Here is a 15,407-nt window from a genome sequence, read left to right as displayed (position 1 = left end):
ACCCTTCCTTTACCTGCCCTTGACGCGCTATGGTGAGGGTCCGGGCCCTGTCGGCCGCCGATGGGGGCGACCGCACCCCTGGAGGGAGCAGGAGCCCGGACGGATCAGGGGGTACGCGATGAGCACCATCGCCAGGACACATCGGATCGACAGGGGCGGGGAGGACCGGGGGATGCCCCGGCCCGGCAGGAGGCGCGTGCTCGTGGGGGCGGGGACCGTCGGGCTGTCGCTGGCGCTGGGCACCGGCGCCGCGCACGCCTCGCACTACCCGTCCCGGGGCTGGAGGGGCACCGAGGTCGCGGCGATCCAGCGCCGCCTGTGGGAGCTGAAGTACTGGTGCGGCGCCGCCGACGGCTCCTTCGGGCACCTCACGCAGCAGGCGGTCTGGGCGCTGCAGAAGGCCGCCGGGCTCGCGCAGGACGGGGTCGTCGGCCCGAACACGCGCAGCGCCCTGGACCGGGGGGTGCGCCCCAGCCGCAGGATCACCTCGGGGACCGGGATCGAGATCGACGTCGGCCGGGACCTGATGATCTTCACCTGGAACGGCGGCCTGTCGTACATCATGAACACCTCGACCGGCAGCGGGGAGCGCTACTACTCCGGAGGCCGGTGGAAGACCGCCTACACGCCGCTGGGGGACTACCGCGTCTTCCGCCGGTACAGCGCCGGCTGGCAGAGCGGCTCCCTGGGAGACCTGTACCGGCCGATCTACTTCTACAGCGGCTGGGCCATCCACGGCTCGTACTCGATCCCGCCGTACCCGGCCTCGCACGGCTGCGCCCGGGTCTCGACGGCGTTCATGAACCGGATGTGGGACCGCGGCTGGTGCGTGGACGGCCGCCGGGTCCTCACCTACTGAGCTCCCGCGCGCTGATCGCGGCGAGCTCCCGGAGCTGACCGTCGGCGCACCGTGCGCCGGCGGCGCGCCCCGCCGAGGCGGCGCAGCCTGCCGACGGCGGGCCGCGCCGCCTCGGGCTGCTCCTCCCCAGCGCCCCGTCGTCCCCAGGCGCGAGCGCGCGGGCCGCCGACGCGGTTCCCTGGAGCCATGGATGCGCGCGAGGCCGTCACGAGGATGCTGCGGGACCTGTGCGCCCTGGTGATCCCCCTGGAGTGCGCCTGCGGCCAGGAGGGGACGCTGCTGTGCCCGTCCTGCCGGACGCTCCTCCAGGCCGGGGCGCAGGAGGTGCAGTCGGTGTGCGACGCCCTGCAGATCGTCGCCGCGGCGCGGGTGCGGGAGCGCTCCGGAGCCCCGCCCGAGCCGGTCGGCGTCGACTACCGCTCCCCGTTCCCGGTGCTCGCCCTGGGGGAGTACGCCGGGGCGCTGCAGCGCCTGGTGGTCCAGTGGAAGAACGGCGGCGCCCTCGTGCACACGGGCGCCCTGGCGCAGGCCCTCGCCCCCGTCGTCCGCGACATCGTCGGGAGCGAGGACCCCGCCCTGTACCGCCTCGTGCCCGTCCCCTCGCGCCCGGGGAGCCGGATCCGGCGCGGGGAGGACCACATGGCGCTGCTGGCCCGCGCCCTGTCCCGGCGCACCGGGGTGGAGGTCCTCACGGTGCGGGGCTCGCTGAGCGGGTCCCAGGCGGGCAAGGGCGCGCGGCAGCGTCGCCGGCGCACCTTCCGCGCGGCCGGCGCCGCGGCGGCGCGCGATCGGGGGCGCGATCCCGCACGCGGCCCGGCGCCGGATCACCCGCGGGTGATCCTGCTGGACGACGTGGTCACCACGGGCTCGACCCTGCGCGCCCTCCACGAGGGATCGCCGGCCGGGGCCGCGGCGGTGGCGGCGGTGGTCGTCGCCTCCGCCCGCTGGCCGGCCCCGGTGCGGCTGTGAGAGACCGGATCCCGGAACCTGGGAGTGATCTCCTGCACAGGCCCAGCCGTTCGTGGCATGCTGGCCTGACTCGATACGACGAGTGCCCTCGAGAAGAGGAGGTGGTCCCCCACTCAGCGCCATGGCGGCCGGGCGGAGAGCGGCCGCGCCGAAGATTCCGAGGAGGACCTCATGGAGATCAATGTCGTCGGACGCCATATGGACGTCCCCGAGCGTTTCCGCCGCCACCTGGAGGAGAAGCTCGACAAGGTCACACAGCTCGCCCCGGCTGCGCTCCGGGTCGATGTCGAGATGTCGCACGAGAACAACCCGCGTCAGAGCGAGCTCAGCGACCGCGTAGAGCTCACCGTGCACGACAGCGGGTCCATCATCCGGTCCGAGGCCCGGGCCGACGATCTCTATGCCGCGCTGGACGTGGCCTACGGCAAGCTCCTGGAGCGGCTGCGTCGCGCCCGCGACCGCCGCAAGGACCGTCACCGCGGCAAGGACCGCTCCCACCAGACGTCCGTCGCCTCGCTGCGCACCCTGCCGACGCATCCGGACCTCGCCCAGGACGCCGGCGCCGAGAGCACCCCGAGCACGGCGCCCGCAGCCCCGGAGCCGGAGCCTGCCGCCGAGGACGTCCCGGACACCGGCCTCAGCCCCGTCGTGATCCGCGAGAAGAAGCACGTCGCCGAGCCGATGAGCATCGACGACGCGCTGTACCGGATGGAGCTGGTCGGGCACGACTTCTTCCTGTTCATCGACGCCGAGTCCCGCAACCCCAAGGTGGTCTACCGCCGCAAGGGCTGGAGCTACGGAGTGATCGAGCTGGACGGCCAGCTCGAGGACGCCTGATCCCCTGACGAGCCCGGGCGGGAGGCACGCGCATCGCGGCCTCCCGCCCTCGCTGCGCCCACCATCCGCGATCCCGGAGGACCCGCCCGCATGACCGAGACCCTCTCCTGGGCGCAGGCCCGCCGGATCGCGCTGCGCTCCCAGGGCATCGGCCCGGCCCGCCGGACGGTCGTGCCCGGCCCCGCCGCCAGCCGGCGCGCCCTGGACCGCACCCTCGAACGCACCCACCTGCTGCAGATCGACTCCGTCAACGTCTTCGCCCGGGCCCACCACATGCCCGTGTTCACGCGCACCGGCAGCTGGGACACCAGCGTGCTCGAGACGGCGTCCCGTCCCGGCCCCGGACGGCGCGTGCGCGAGGCCCTCGCGCACGAGGCCGCCTATGCCACGCCCGCGGTCCACGCCCTGCTGGCCTTCCGCCGCGCCCGGGCCGCGCACCGCGACTGGGGCGCGGTCCGCCGCGCCGCCGAGCAGTCCCCGCACCTGTTCGAGGGGATCCTCCGGACCATCGCCGAGCACGGCCCCCTCAGCGCGGCGGCGATCTCCCGCCACCTCGGCGACCACGACCGCGGAGAGGGGTGGGGCTGGCGGCGCACGGAGAGCCAGTGGGCGGTCGAGTACCTCTTCCGCTCCGGGGCGCTGGACTGCGTCGGGCGCAACGAGCGCTTCGAGCGGCTGTACCTCCCGGCCCCGGAGGCGCCGGACGGCCCCGTCGACCCCGGCGCCGATGCGGCCGAGGACCCCGCCGCGGTGCTCTCGCTGACCTCGCTCGCCGCCCGGGCGCTCGGCATCGCCGATGCCGGCGCGATCGCGGACTACTTCCGCCTGCGGGTCGGGGAGGTGCGCCCGGCGATCACCCGCCTGCTGGCCGACGGCGAGCTGCGCGAGGTCGAGGTCGGCCTGCCGGAGGGACCCCGCCGCCTGCTGCTGCACCGCGACGCGCCCCAGGGCTCCGCCCTGCGCGGCGCCGCCCTGGTGAGCCCCTTCGACCCGATCGCCTTCCATCGGCCCCGCCTGCGGGAGCTGTTCGACGTCGACTACACCATCGGGATCTACACCCCGGCGCAGCGCCGGACCACCGGCTACTACTCCCTGCTCCTCCTGCTGGGCGACCGCATCCCCGCCCGGGTGGACCTGCGCTCGGACCGGTCCCGCGGAGTGCTGGAGGTGCGCGGGACCTACGCCGAGCCCGCCCTGCGCACCCGGGCCCGCGAACGCCCGGGGGAGGGGACCATCGCCGCGGCGCTCGCCGCCGAGCTGTCCCGCGCCGCGACCTGGCAGGGGCTGGAGGAGATCGAGGTGCTCACGGGCCCGGGCACCGGGGACCTCTCCGCGGCCCTGCACGCGGAGGTCCGTGCGGCGTCCGCGGCGGGCATCCCGTCCTGACGGGGACGGACCGGGCTCACGCCCAGGCTCGTGACGACTACGATGTGACAGGCATGAACCGTCCGGCGAGACGTTTCCAGACGAAATGGGAGTACCTGTGGTCAACCTCTTCGACAAGATCCTGCGCGCGGGCGAGGGCCGAGAGCGACGGAAGCTCGAGTCCATCGCACAGCGGGTGGGTGAGGCCGAGGACGTCTTCACCGAGCTGAGCGACGAGGAGCTGCGCGAGGAGACCACGCGCTTCAGGGCCCGCCTGGAGGACGGCGAGACCCTCGACGACATCCAGGTCGAGGCGTTCGCGGCCGTGCGCGAGGCCGCCCGCCGCACCCTCGGCCAGCGTCCCTACGACGTGCAGGTGATGGGCGGCGCCGCCCTGCACCGCGGGCGCATCGCGGAGATGAAGACCGGTGAGGGCAAGACGCTGGTGGCGACCCTGCCCGCGTACCTCAACGCGCTCGCCGGCAAGGGCGTGCACATCGTCACGGTCAACGACTACCTCGCCACCTACCAGAGCGACATCATGGGGCGCGTCTTCCGCGCCCTGGGGCTCACCACCGGGGTGATCACCTCCGGCCAGACCCCCGAGCAGCGCCGCCGGCAGTACGCGGCCGACATCACCTACGGCACCAACAACGAGTTCGGCTTCGACTACCTGCGCGACAACATGGCGCTGTCGCCGAAGGACCGCGTCCAGCGCGGGCACTTCTTCGCCATCGTCGACGAGGTCGACTCGATCCTCATCGACGAGGCCCGCACGCCGCTGATCATCTCCGGGCCCTCGGGCGCCGACGCCAACAAGTGGTATGCCGAGTTCGCGAAGGTCGTGAAGCTGCTGCGCCGCGACCGGGACTACGAGGTCGACGAGAAGAAGCGCACCGTCGGCATCCTCGAGTCCGGCATCGACACGGTCGAGGACCACCTGGGCATCGACAACCTCTACGAGTCCCTGAACACGCCGCTGATCGGCTTCCTGAACAACGCCATCAAGGCGAAGGAGCTCTTCAAGCGCGACAAGGACTACGTGCTGCTCAACGGCGAGGTGCTCATCGTCGACGAGCACACCGGCCGCATCCTCGCCGGCCGCCGCTACAACGAGGGCATGCACCAGGCCATCGAGGCCAAGGAGGGTGTGGCGATCAAGGCGGAGAACCAGACGCTGGCCACGATCACCCTCCAGAACTACTTCAAGCTCTACGAGAAGCTCTCCGGCATGACCGGCACGGCCGAGACCGAGGCCGCCGAGTTCATGAACACCTACGAGCTCGGCGTCGTGCCGATCCCGACGCACAAGGAGATGCAGCGCATCGACCAGGCCGACAAGGTCTACCGCACGGAGAAGGCCAAGTTCGACGCGGTCGTCGAGGACATCGTCGCGCGGCACGATCGCGGCCAGCCGGTGCTGGTGGGCACGACCAGCGTGGAGAAGTCGGAGTACCTCTCCAAGCTGCTCACCGCCCAGGGCGTCCCCCACGAGGTCCTCAACGCCAAGAACCATGCGCGCGAGGCCTCGATCGTCGCCATGGCCGGGGCGAAGGGCGCCGTGACCGTGGCCACCAACATGGCCGGCCGCGGCACCGACATCATGCTCGGCGGGAACGTCGAGTTCATGGCGCACGCCGCCCTCGAGGAGCGCGGCCTGGACGCCCAGGCCGATCCGGAGGCCTACGAGGCGGCCTGGGACGAGGCCATCGAGAACGCCAAGGAGCAGGTCAAGGAGCAGCACGACGAGGTCGTCGAGCTCGGCGGGCTGTACGTGCTGGGCACCGAGCGCCACGAGTCGCGGCGCATCGACAACCAGCTGCGCGGCCGCTCCGGGCGCCAGGGGGATCCCGGCGAGTCCCGGTTCTACCTCTCGCTCCAGGACGACCTCATGCGCCTGTTCAACGCGGGCATGGCCGAGTCGCTGCTCTCCCGCGGCGGCGTCGACGAGTCGATCCCGCTGACCGGACGCGTCGTCTCCGGGGCGATCCAGCGGGCGCAGACCTCGATCGAGTCGCGCAACGCGGAGATCCGCAAGAACGTCCTCAAGTACGACGACGTCCTGACCAAGCAGCGCAAGAAGGTCTACGAGGAGCGCAGCCGCATCCTCGACGGCGAGGACCTCACCGAGCACGTGGACCGCTACATCGACGAGGTGATCGGCGGCGCCGTCGACGCGGCGACCAAGGGCCGCAACCCCGAGGACTTCGACCTCGAGGAGCTGTGGGGCGCGCTGCGCTCGATCTACCCGGTCTCCATCACGGCCGATGAGCTCATCGAGGACGTCGACGGCAAGGAGAACCTCTCGGCCGCGCATCTGCGCTCGGAGATCCTCGCCGACGCGCGGCTGGCCTATGACCGGCGCGAGGAGGAGCTCGGCGAGGACGCCCTGCGTCAGCTCGAGCGCCGCGTCCTGCTGTCGGTCATCGACCGGCGCTGGCGGGAGCACCTCTACGAGATGGACTACCTCAAGGAGGGCATCGGCCTGCGCGCCATGGCCCAGCGGGATCCGCTCATCGAGTACGAGCGCGAGGGCCACCTCATGTTCAACGACATGATCGCGGGGATCAAGGAGGATGCCGTCGGCTACCTCTTCAACCTCGAGGTCACGGTGCAGCAGCAGACCTCCGTCGTCCCCGATGCGGTCTCCAAGCTCGTCACCTCCGTCGGCGCGACCGCGAAGGCCGCCGCCGATGCGGCGGCCGCCCCGCGGGCGGCGCAGGAGGACGGCGCCGCCTCGGACTCCGCGGCCGAGGAGGCCGAGACGCCGGCGGCCGATGGCGAGGAGCTCTCGGCGACCGATGAGGACCGCGGGGCGCCCGAGGTCGTGCTGGAGGCCAAGGGTCTGGACGACGGCCCGAGCGCAGGCCAGCTGCGCTACTCCTCCGCCGAGGCCACCGACGCGCAGGACGAGAGCTCCCTCTCGCGTGCCGAGCGCCGCCGCCGGGCCAAGGCCGAGCGTCGCAGCCGCAGCGCCGAGCAGCGCGACACGAAGGGATCGGGGAGCGCCCGGCGCGGACGCTGACGCGGTGCGAGCCGCCGCGGCGGGACGCGGACCTGCGGGGACCTGACCCGGCGGGCGCGACCCGGGCAGAGGGAAGGCCCGGCACCTGGGGGTGCCGGGCCATCGCGCGCCGATCGCCGGGTCATCCGATCTCCAGCACCGTGACGCGCCAGCCGGTGTGCCGCAGCTCCCAGCGCATGGCGAGGAAGCGGGCGCGCCCCACCTCGCGCAGCACGGCGCTGGCCTCGACGGTGCGCTCGTCGACCACGCACACCCGCACCCCGGTGACGGCGATGCGCAGGGCCGAGGGGTCGCGCGGCGTCGACGTCCCTCTCAGGCGCCGAGTCAGCGAGGCGCGCCGGGCCAGCATGGCCGAGATCTCCGGCGTGACGACGCGGGACAGAGCGGTGACCGGGCGGGCGTCGCGGACGATCTCGACGGCGCTGCGCGCGACGGCCTCGACCATCGGCGCGACGCTGCGCGGGTCCTCGGGGGCGATCCCGGGGCGTCCGGGTGCCGTCTGGAGGCGCTGGTCGGTGGCGGTCATGAGACCTCCTGATCTCGGGTGTCCTGCGTGGAGGGGGCGGGCTGATCCGGGGTGCCGGGACCCTCGCCGATCCCGGCGGGGACGACGAGCACCTGCCCGGGGTGGATGAGGTCGGGATCCGAGCCGATGGTCGCGGAGTTGGCGCGGTAGAGCTCGGGCCAGGCGGCGGCGATCTCCGCGGCGGGCTCGTCCTCGGGGCCGAGCAGATCGTCGGTGAGGGACCACAGGCTGTCCCCGGGGTGCACCGTGACGGTGCGCTGCTGAGGGGCGGGGGACGCGGGCTCGGGAGCCGGTGCGACCCAGCCGAGACCGGGCGGCGTCTCGTCGGGGTCGGCGGCGACCTCTTCCGACGAGGATGCGGCGTCGTCCCGGCGGTCGCGCGGCACGGACTCCCCATCGGCCGGCACGGCCTCGCCGTCGGCTGGCACGGCCTCCCCGTCGGCCGGAACAGGAGCGAGCTCCGCGGCGCCACCCGCCCGCACCATGTGCGAGGGATGCGCGGCCTCGAGGAGCGGCTCCGACATCGCCGGCGCCGAGGCCGCGGTGCCCACGGTCTGCGCCGTCGCGCTCGGGGCGCTCGGGGTGCTGGGCGGATCCTCCCAGGACGAGGGATCCATGGCGAGCGCGGGGCCCAGGGCGAGGGAGCCGACGGCCGTCGCGGTGGCGGCGCCCAGGGCGACGCGGCGGGCCAGGGCCGGGGCCAGCAGGCGCAGGACCTGCAGGCTGGCGCGGCCGCTCAGCCGTCCGTGGCGACCGCGGGCGAGGGCCGCCAGAGCCCAGATCAGCGTCAGGTACCCGCAGAAGGCGGTGGCGGCCAGCCCCACCAGGGCCAGCAGGGAGGCGGTCATCGCCTGGGTGCCGGCGCCCGCGAGCGCCGCGGGGCCGAAGGAGCGCGCGCAGAGCAGCGCAGCGGCGCCGGCCGCGGCGGCGAGCACGCTGAGCAGGGCGTACGCCCCTCCTGTCGGACCGATCCCCGGCGAGGAGGGGCGTGCCGCGCGGCGCGGCGGTGCTGCCGAGGTCATGCGAGCCGTCCCGGAACAGGAACGTGCCGTTCGGCATCGCTCGGACGTTGATGCTGTCGTTTGATGCAGTTTGGTGTCATGTGATGCACAGTACGGCGATGTGTGGAGTCCGGCAAGCCCCCGGATTCCGGGGAGGGGGATCTGCGTGGCGGACGGCGGCCGGAGCGAGGTCGCTACAGTGGCCCCCATGAGCATGGAGAGGATGTTCGACGATCTCGAGGGCCGGTTCGAGCACCTCGAGTCGCTCGACATGCGCGCCATGTCCGACGAGCTCGCCCGGGCCGAGCGCGCGCAGGTGAGCCTGGCCGATCGCTTCCGTGGGGCGGCCGGGAGGGTGGTGCGGATCCACCTCGCCGCGGACCTCGTGGTCGAGGGGGCGATCGAGGACTCGGGGGAGGAGTGGGTGCGTCTGCGCCCCTCCGGGGAGGGCGGCATCGCCCTGGTGCCGATGTCCAGGATCTCCCTGGTCGAAGGGCTCCCGCAGCGGGCGAGGCCGGTCTCGGACACCGTGGGCCGGCGTCCCTACGGCATCGGGCACGAGCTGCGGGGCATCGCCCGGGACCGCTCGCTGGTGCGCCTGCGCACCGACGCCGGGACCTGCCACGGACGGCTGCGGGCGGTGGGGGCCGACGCCCTGGACCTGCGCACCTCTCCCACCGGGGAGGCGGTGCGGGTCAGCGCCGGCCGCGACGTGCTGGTGCCGTTCTCCGCGCTCGTCCTGGTGCAGGTGCTCTGAGCCGGACTGGGGCCCGCGCCGGGCGCGGGCGGGCGGAGGTCAGCGGGAGGTGCGCTCGCCGGCGGGGGACTCGGCGGCTCGTTCCTGCTCGAGCAGGGTGCGCGTCTCGGCGTAGCTGCGCTGGATGTAGTCCTCGAGCTCGGAGATCTCGACCCGCCACTGCCCCCGGCCGCCGACCTTGATGGCGCGCAGCTCCCCGGAGCGCACCAGGGCGTAGGCCTGGGACGCGGAGATGGACAGCGATTCCGCCACATCGGACAGCGGGATGAACCGTGGGGGCATCTGGACTCCTCGGGGTCGGGCACGCCCATTGTCGCACCTCCGGGCCCGCGGGAGGAGGCGACGAGCGCCCGCGCGTCCCTCCTGCGATTCGCTCGCCTGCGCATTCTCCGCGAGCGCGGCAGTTGTCCACAGCCGATGACCACCGGGCCCGCCCGCCTGCGGGCTCGTCTACCCTCGAACCAGCGCGGCCCGCCGCGCCCGTCCCCGCCCCTGGCCGTCACGCCGCGGCCGTCCCCGGAGGTCCCGATGACCGATGCCGCCCCCGCCCCCGCCACGATGCGCCTGCGGAGACCCCGCTGGAAGGACCCGCGCCTGGTGGTCGGCATCGCCCTGGTGCTGCTGAGCATCCTGCTCGGCTCCGTGCTCGTCTCCCGCCTGGCCGAGACGACCACCGTCCTCGCCGCCCGCGTGGACATCGTCCCCGGCGACGTCATCACCGCCGACAAGCTCACGGCCGTGGACGTGCGCCTCGGAGAGCTCGAGGGCCTCTACGTCCGCGATCTCGAGGCGATCCCCGAGGGGTCCGTGGCCATGCAGACGGTCCGCTCCGGGGAGCTGCTGACGGTCTCCGCGGTGGGGCAGGGCACGGAGGTGCCGCTGCGTCCCGTCGTGCTGCCCGTCGAGGAGTCGGTCGCGCAGTCCGTCGCGCCCGGCGGGCAGGTCGAGCTGTGGCGCACCCGCGAGGGGATCGACGGCGCCCCGCCCACCGCGGAGCTCCTCATCGACAGCGCCGTCGTGCGCCGGGTCGACGAGGGCAGCGCGATCGGGATGCGCTCGATGACCGTCGAGGTCCTCGTGCCCGCCGAGGACGTGCCGCTGGTCCTCGAGGCGCTGGCCGAGGACGCCCGGCTGGACGTCATCGGAGTCCCCGGCGCCCAGGGGGCGCGGTCATGATCGACATCGTGCTGTGCGCCTCGGGCAGCGACGAGGTCCGCATCGTGCACGACCTCGCCCCGACGGGGTCCCGGGCGCGGGTCGTCCGGCGCTGCGCGGATCTGGCGGAGACCCGCGGCGCCGCGGCCGCCGGGATCGGCGACGTCGTCGTCATCGACCTCACCGTGCGCGGCCTGGACCGCGATGCGATCGCGGATCTGCTGCGCACGGGCGCCGCCGTGGTGGGCCTGCGCCCCGACAGCGCCGCCCTGGGCCGCACCGACCTGGGGCTGCGCCACGTCGTCGACTCCTCGGCACCGGTCGAGGAGATCCTCACGGCGGTCGAGGCGGCCATCGGCGAGGACGAGGAGGAGGTCGACGCCTGGACCCAGGATCCTCCGGCCGATCCCAGCGACGACGAGCCGCGAGGCCGGATCCTCGTGGTGTGGGGACCCGCCGGGGCCCCGGGACGCTCGACCGTCGCCGTGAACCTCGCCGCGGAGGCCGCGGCCGCCGGGACGGAGACGGTCCTGGTCGATGCCGACACCTACGCCCCGAGCCTCGCGCAGATGCTCGGCGTGCTGGAGGAGGCTCCCGGCCTCGTGGCCGCGTGCCGGGCGAGCGCCCGGGACACGCTGGATGCGCGGACGCTGGCCGGGCTTCTTCCCTCGCTGGGGCCGGGGCTGCGGCTGCTGACCGGGATCGGCGTCGCCGCCCGCTGGGCGGAGGTCCGGCCCAGCGGCCTGGACGGCGTGTGGTCCGCGCTGCGCCGCCGCGGCGGGCTCGTGATCGTCGACGTGGCCGCGAACCTCGAGGAGGACGAGGAGCTCAGCTACGACACGAGCGCCCCGCAGCGAAACGGCGCCGCGCTCTCCGCCCTGCAGGCGGCCGACCAGGTGCTGGCCGTGGTCGATGCCGAGCCCGTCGGCATCACCCGGCTGATCCGCGAGCGCGAGCGGCTCGAGGAGCTCGGGGTGTCCGATCTGGCCGTCCTGGTCAACCGCACGACCTCGCTGATCCCGGCGCAGCGGCTGGAGGAGCTGCTGGCGGGGCGGATGCCGCTGGCGTCCCTGCATGCCCTGCCCGAGGACTCGGCCGCATGCCATCGCGCGGCCTGGGACGGGGCGCTGCTGGCCGAATCCGCCCCGCGCAGCCCGCTGCGCCGTGCCCTGAAGGAGCTGGCCTGCTCGCCGCTGGTGCAGGGCGCGCCCGCCCGGGTGGCAGGATGAGCGCATGAGGATCTATCTGCCCGTGACCCCTGCCGAGCACGCCGCGCTGCGCTCCGGTGCCGGGGCCCTGGAGCTTCCTGCCGGGCGCTCCGCCTGGGCCGTGCATGCCTCGGCGCGCGCGGACCGCCCGGGGGAGGACCCCGAGGATCTCGAGTACGACGCCCTGCAGGACGCCGTGCACGTCGCCCTGACCTCCGGCCCCCAGGAGGACCCGGATCGCCGCGCCCTGGTGGTGGCGGGGGACGTCCCCGACCGGGCCGTGGTCGAGTCCCCCGAGGAGGGCGGGGCCTACGGCATCGAGCTCGCCGCGCCCGCCACGCTGCGGATCGCCGCCTTCCACGTGAGCGAGCTGGGGGCGCGCGCCGTCGAGGCCGACGACACGGACCCGGCCCTGCTGTGGTTCGACGCCAGCGAGGGCGCCGCGGCGCTGGACTACGCGGAGGCGCCGTCGCGGTAGGTGCGGGCCGCCTTCTGCTCGGCCTTCAGCACGCGCGAGACGTACGGCATGGCCGCCTTCTCCAGACGCTTGCCGAGCACCGGGACCTTCGCGACGAGCTCGCCGTCGATCACGATGTCCGTGGTGCCCTCCGCGCCCGGGGTCATGGAGACCGAGGCGGTCATCGAGGCCGGGGTGCCGACCACGACGAGATGCGTGGTGCCGGTGCGGCTGCCGTCGGCCTGCGGGGCCGACCACTGCTGGACCTCGCGCACCGTGATCGAGGAGCCCACGAAGGGGCGGGCGATGTCCGGGACGCGGTCGGTCGGCATGGAGAGGTCCGTCGAGACGGTGAACGCGGCCTGCACGTCGCCCTCCACGCTCGAGGACGCGTCCTGCGCGCCCAGCACCTCGCCGCGGACCGTCGCGTAGCGCGGGTCGGCGTACATCGCGGCGACGTCCTGCGCGGGCATCGGCAGGCTCAGGGTCTCCGTCAGCTTCATGGTCTCTTCCTCCAGCATCGGCGATGAGGCCAACTCTATGTGGCGATCGGGCCAACTCTATGCCAGGCACCGGCAGCTGCCGGGCGGCCCTAAGCTGGTGGCATGCCCAGCCTCGCGAAGTTCCTCTCCGACTCCACCGGTTCCCTCTCCGCCGCCGCCGAGTGGCTGCAGCTCCTGGTGGGGGACTGGAACCTCGTGGCGGACCTGCTGCGCTCGGATCTGGTGCTGTGGATCGAGCGGGAGGGCGAGGTCCTCGCCATCGCCCACTGCCGTCCCGCGACCGGCCAGTCCGTCTACTACGACGACCCCGTCGGCAGCCCCGCCCCCGAGGACATCGCCGGCGACATCTCGCAGCTGCTGGCGGGCCATCCCGTCGACCGCACGGCCCGCGCCGTGCAGCGCGAGGACCGCCCCGCCCGGGTGCGGCTGACGCCGGTGCGCAAGGAGGGGAAGCTGCTGGCCGCCGTCACGGTGGAGACCTCCGCGCAGGAGACCGCGGCCGGCACCGCCGAGGCCCACATGGACGAGCTCGGCCAGCGCCTGCTGCAGATGATGGACGCCGGCGCCTACCCGATCGCGGGGGCTCCGATCCCGCCGCGGCGCGGCGCCCCGCGCGTGGGCGACGGGATCGTCCAGCTCGACGAGACGGGGACCGTGCAGTGGGCCTCGCCCAATGCGCTCTCGGCCTTCCACCGCTTCGGGGTCGAGGGGGACATGCGCGAGCGCACGCTCGCGGAGCTGAGCACCGAGGTCATCCAGACCCGTTCCCCGGTGGACGAGTCGCTGCCGCTGGTGCTCATGGGGCGCGCCGCCTGGCGATCGGACATGCAGGCCCGCGGGGGGACGCTGTCGCTGCGCGCGGTGCCGCTGACGGAGGCGGGCCGGCGCACCGGCGCGATCGTGCTGGTCCGGGACGTCACCGAGCTGCGCCGTCGCGAGCGGGAGCTCATCACCAAGGATGCGACCATCCGCGAGGTCCACCATCGCGTCAAGAACAACCTGCAGACGGTGGCGGCGCTGCTGCGCCTGCAGTCGCGGCGCATGAAGTCGGAGGAGGCCCGCGACGCCCTCTCCGAGGCCATGCGACGGGTCTCCACCATCGCGCTGGTGCACGAGTCCCTGCTGCAGGGCAGCGAGGAGACCGTGTTCTTCGACGAGGTGATCGACCGCTGCCTGCGCCTGGCCGTGGACGCCGCGAGCGCCTCGGTGCGCCATGTGGGCGCGCCGGCCGTGGGAGGCAGCCAGGTGGAGGTGCGCACCTCCAAGGAGGGCAAGGCCGGGGCGGTCCGGGCCGAGGAGGCCACGCCGCTCGCGCTCGTGGTCACCGAGCTCGCCACCAATGCGGTCGAGCACGGCCTGTCCGACACCGGCGGGACCCTCACCGTGCGCAGCGAGCGCAAGGGGAGCCATCTGGTCATCTCCATCGAGGACGACGGCGTGGGCATGGGATCCCGGGGCGCGCCCACCGGTCTGGGCACGAACATCGCCCAGACGCTCGTGCAGGGCGAGCTCGGCGGGACGCTGACCTGGGAGGATCGCAGCGGCGGGGGGACCCGGGCCACGGTCGACGTCTACCTCGACCCGATCGGCGTCTGACGCGCGAGGAGCCCGTCGCGACGGCGACGGGCTCCTCGGAAGTCGAGCAGATCGGCCGCGGACCCGAGGGGGCGGGGCGACAGCCGCGGTGCGGCGGGTCTCAGCCTGCGCGGCGGGCGCGGGCGTTGCGGCGCTTGAGGGAGCGGCGCTCGTCCTCGGACAGACCACCCCAGACACCCGAGTCCTGACCGGTCTCCAGGGCGAACTTCAGGCACGCCGTCATGACGTCGCAGCGCTGGCACACCGCCTTCGCCTCCTGGATCTGCGTGATCGCCGGCCCGGTGTTCCCGATCGGGAAGAACAGCTCGGGATCCTGCGTGAGGCACTCTGCGCGGTGGCGCCAGTCCATCGTCACTCTCTCTTTCCGGATCACCCCGCCGCACCCGGAGGATGCGGCACGGTGGTGCTCTCGCCCGCTGTTCGGGCGATGTTCGTGGGACGGCCTCTTCGTGCCGCGGCCGGAGCGTGAGATGCCCTCCGGGGCGCGAAGGCGGGCTGATTCCATTGTTGCGGGGTGACCCGGTGGTCACAAGGGGATGCGCAGGTCAGGTGGGTGGCACTTCCCACAGCCCAGAGCCTTGCGTCGAAACGTCCGATACGGGCGTCCTGGTCGGCGGGCGATACAGTGCTGGCATGACGACGTCCGAGCCCGCGCAGGGCGCCCCGGGACGCCCGGGTGCGGCCCGTCCCGACCGCCCCGAGGCGCCCGCCCTGCTCGGGACCCGCCGCGCGGCGGCCGCGCTCCTGGCCCTGGAGGGCCTCGCCCTGCTGGGCGTGGCGACCTTCGCCTTCGCGGTGATCGCCCGCGTCCCCGAGGGCGGACGGTTCGGCACCGGGCTGGGGATCTTCGTCATCGCCTTCGCCCTGGCCGTGTTCGCCGCGGCCCGATCGATCCTGGCCCGCACCCGCTTCGGCGTCGGCTACGGCATCACCTGGCAGCTGTTCCAGGCCCTGGTGGGCGCCAGCCTGCTCACCGCCGGTCTGATCCCCGAGGGGTTCGCGGCGATCGCCGTCGCCGTCGCGACCTTCGTGCTTCTCACCCGGATCGCCCGGGCCACCCCTCTGCCCCACGATCTCGCCGCCGCGGCGGAGGACCGCCGCGACGGCACCGGCCCCTCGCGCCCGCGGCGCTGACGCCGGGGGCGGAGG

The 15,407-nt window shown here is 73.9% G+C and carries 16 protein-coding genes; 11 read left to right on the top strand and 5 right to left on the bottom strand.

All coding sequences use genetic code 11. The annotated features are described in order from the left end of the window. Window positions 1–118 precede the first annotated feature (118 nt). From ABD234_RS03805 to secA, 5 genes are all read left to right on the top strand, one after another. Window positions 119–859 (top strand): peptidoglycan-binding protein, encoded by a 741-nt coding sequence (locus tag ABD234_RS03805; RefSeq protein ID WP_344354118.1) that lies wholly within the window; start codon window positions 119–121, stop codon window positions 857–859. A gap of 186 nt (window positions 860–1,045) precedes the next feature. After that, complete coding sequence (locus ABD234_RS03800) at window positions 1,046–1,828, top strand: ComF family protein (protein ID WP_344354116.1); 783 nt, start codon at window positions 1,046–1,048, stop codon at window positions 1,826–1,828. A 171-nt stretch (window positions 1,829–1,999) separates the two neighbouring features. Next, window positions 2,000–2,665: a ribosome hibernation-promoting factor, HPF/YfiA family gene (hpf, locus tag ABD234_RS03795; protein WP_038372881.1), complete on the top strand. Its 666-nt coding sequence runs from the start codon at window positions 2,000–2,002 to the stop codon at window positions 2,663–2,665. 90 nt (window positions 2,666–2,755) lie between these two features. Next, entirely contained in the window at window positions 2,756–4,051 is a 1,296-nt protein-coding gene (locus ABD234_RS03790; protein WP_344354114.1) for a winged helix-turn-helix domain-containing protein, read from the top strand. Window positions 4,052–4,148: 97 nt separating this feature from the next. Beyond that, entirely contained in the window at window positions 4,149–7,055 is a 2,907-nt protein-coding gene (gene secA, locus ABD234_RS03785) for a preprotein translocase subunit SecA (RefSeq protein ID WP_344354265.1), read from the top strand. A 121-nt stretch (window positions 7,056–7,176) separates the two neighbouring features. Here the strand turns inward: secA and ABD234_RS03780 are convergent, their stop codons facing one another. Both ABD234_RS03780 and ABD234_RS03775 read right to left on the bottom strand, forming a co-directional pair. After that, window positions 7,177–7,581: an Rv3235 family protein gene (locus ABD234_RS03780; RefSeq protein WP_038372885.1), complete on the bottom strand. Its 405-nt coding sequence runs from the start codon at window positions 7,579–7,581 to the stop codon at window positions 7,177–7,179. Further along, a complete protein-coding gene (locus ABD234_RS03775) occupies window positions 7,578–8,603 on the bottom strand; it encodes a LysM peptidoglycan-binding domain-containing protein (RefSeq protein ID WP_344354112.1) in 1,026 nt (341 codons plus the stop codon). The genes ABD234_RS03780 and ABD234_RS03775 overlap by 4 nt, the downstream gene beginning before the upstream one ends. A gap of 187 nt (window positions 8,604–8,790) precedes the next feature. On the opposite strand from ABD234_RS03775, the gene ABD234_RS03770 reads away from it, so the two are divergent. Then, window positions 8,791–9,339 carry a hypothetical protein gene (locus ABD234_RS03770; RefSeq protein WP_038372888.1) on the top strand — a complete coding sequence of 183 codons (549 nt, stop codon included), beginning with the start codon at window positions 8,791–8,793 and terminating at the stop codon, window positions 9,337–9,339. Window positions 9,340–9,378: 39 nt separating this feature from the next. Here the strand turns inward: ABD234_RS03770 and ABD234_RS03765 are convergent, their stop codons facing one another. Further along, complete coding sequence (locus ABD234_RS03765; RefSeq protein ID WP_344354109.1) at window positions 9,379–9,621, bottom strand: helix-turn-helix transcriptional regulator; 243 nt, start codon at window positions 9,619–9,621, stop codon at window positions 9,379–9,381. A 246-nt stretch (window positions 9,622–9,867) separates the two neighbouring features. Here ABD234_RS03765 and ABD234_RS03760 point away from each other — a divergent pair, with 246 nt between their 5' ends. From ABD234_RS03760 to ABD234_RS03750, 3 genes are read left to right on the top strand one after another with little or no spacing between them, the layout of a single operon-like run. Next, entirely contained in the window at window positions 9,868–10,515 is a 648-nt protein-coding gene (locus ABD234_RS03760; protein ID WP_344354107.1) for an SAF domain-containing protein, read from the top strand. Beyond that, complete coding sequence (locus tag ABD234_RS03755) at window positions 10,512–11,723, top strand: CpaE/TadZ family protein (protein ID WP_344354105.1); 1,212 nt, start codon at window positions 10,512–10,514, stop codon at window positions 11,721–11,723. The genes ABD234_RS03760 and ABD234_RS03755 overlap by 4 nt, the downstream gene beginning before the upstream one ends. A 4-nt stretch (window positions 11,724–11,727) precedes the next feature. Beyond that, entirely contained in the window at window positions 11,728–12,180 is a 453-nt protein-coding gene (locus ABD234_RS03750; protein WP_344354103.1) for a DUF6912 family protein, read from the top strand. On the opposite strand, the gene ABD234_RS03745 is transcribed toward ABD234_RS03750, so the two are convergent. Next, window positions 12,156–12,662: a DUF2505 domain-containing protein gene (locus ABD234_RS03745; protein WP_038372895.1), complete on the bottom strand. Its 507-nt coding sequence runs from the start codon at window positions 12,660–12,662 to the stop codon at window positions 12,156–12,158. The two genes, ABD234_RS03750 and ABD234_RS03745, sit on opposite strands and share 25 nt — an antisense overlap. 102 nt (window positions 12,663–12,764) lie before the next feature. On the opposite strand from ABD234_RS03745, the gene ABD234_RS03740 reads away from it, so the two are divergent. Next, window positions 12,765–14,258 carry a sensor histidine kinase gene (locus tag ABD234_RS03740; protein WP_038372897.1) on the top strand — a complete coding sequence of 498 codons (1,494 nt, stop codon included), beginning with the start codon at window positions 12,765–12,767 and terminating at the stop codon, window positions 14,256–14,258. Window positions 14,259–14,358: 100 nt separating this feature from the next. Here ABD234_RS03740 and ABD234_RS03735 read toward each other — a convergent pair whose 3' ends face one another. After that, window positions 14,359–14,607: a WhiB family transcriptional regulator gene (locus ABD234_RS03735; RefSeq protein ID WP_038372899.1), complete on the bottom strand. Its 249-nt coding sequence runs from the start codon at window positions 14,605–14,607 to the stop codon at window positions 14,359–14,361. 284 nt (window positions 14,608–14,891) lie between these two features. Here ABD234_RS03735 and ABD234_RS03730 point away from each other — a divergent pair, with 284 nt between their 5' ends. Next, on the top strand, window positions 14,892–15,392 hold the full coding sequence (locus tag ABD234_RS03730; protein WP_084148509.1) for a hypothetical protein: 501 nt from the start codon (window positions 14,892–14,894) through the stop codon (window positions 15,390–15,392). Window positions 15,393–15,407 lie beyond the last annotated feature (15 nt).

The sequence above is a fragment of the Brachybacterium phenoliresistens genome (assembly GCF_039530785.1).
GTDB lineage: Bacteria > Actinomycetota > Actinomycetes > Actinomycetales > Dermabacteraceae > Brachybacterium > Brachybacterium phenoliresistens.
Note: the sequence above shows the minus strand (reverse complement) of the source record. Positions and strands in the feature narration are given on the sequence as shown.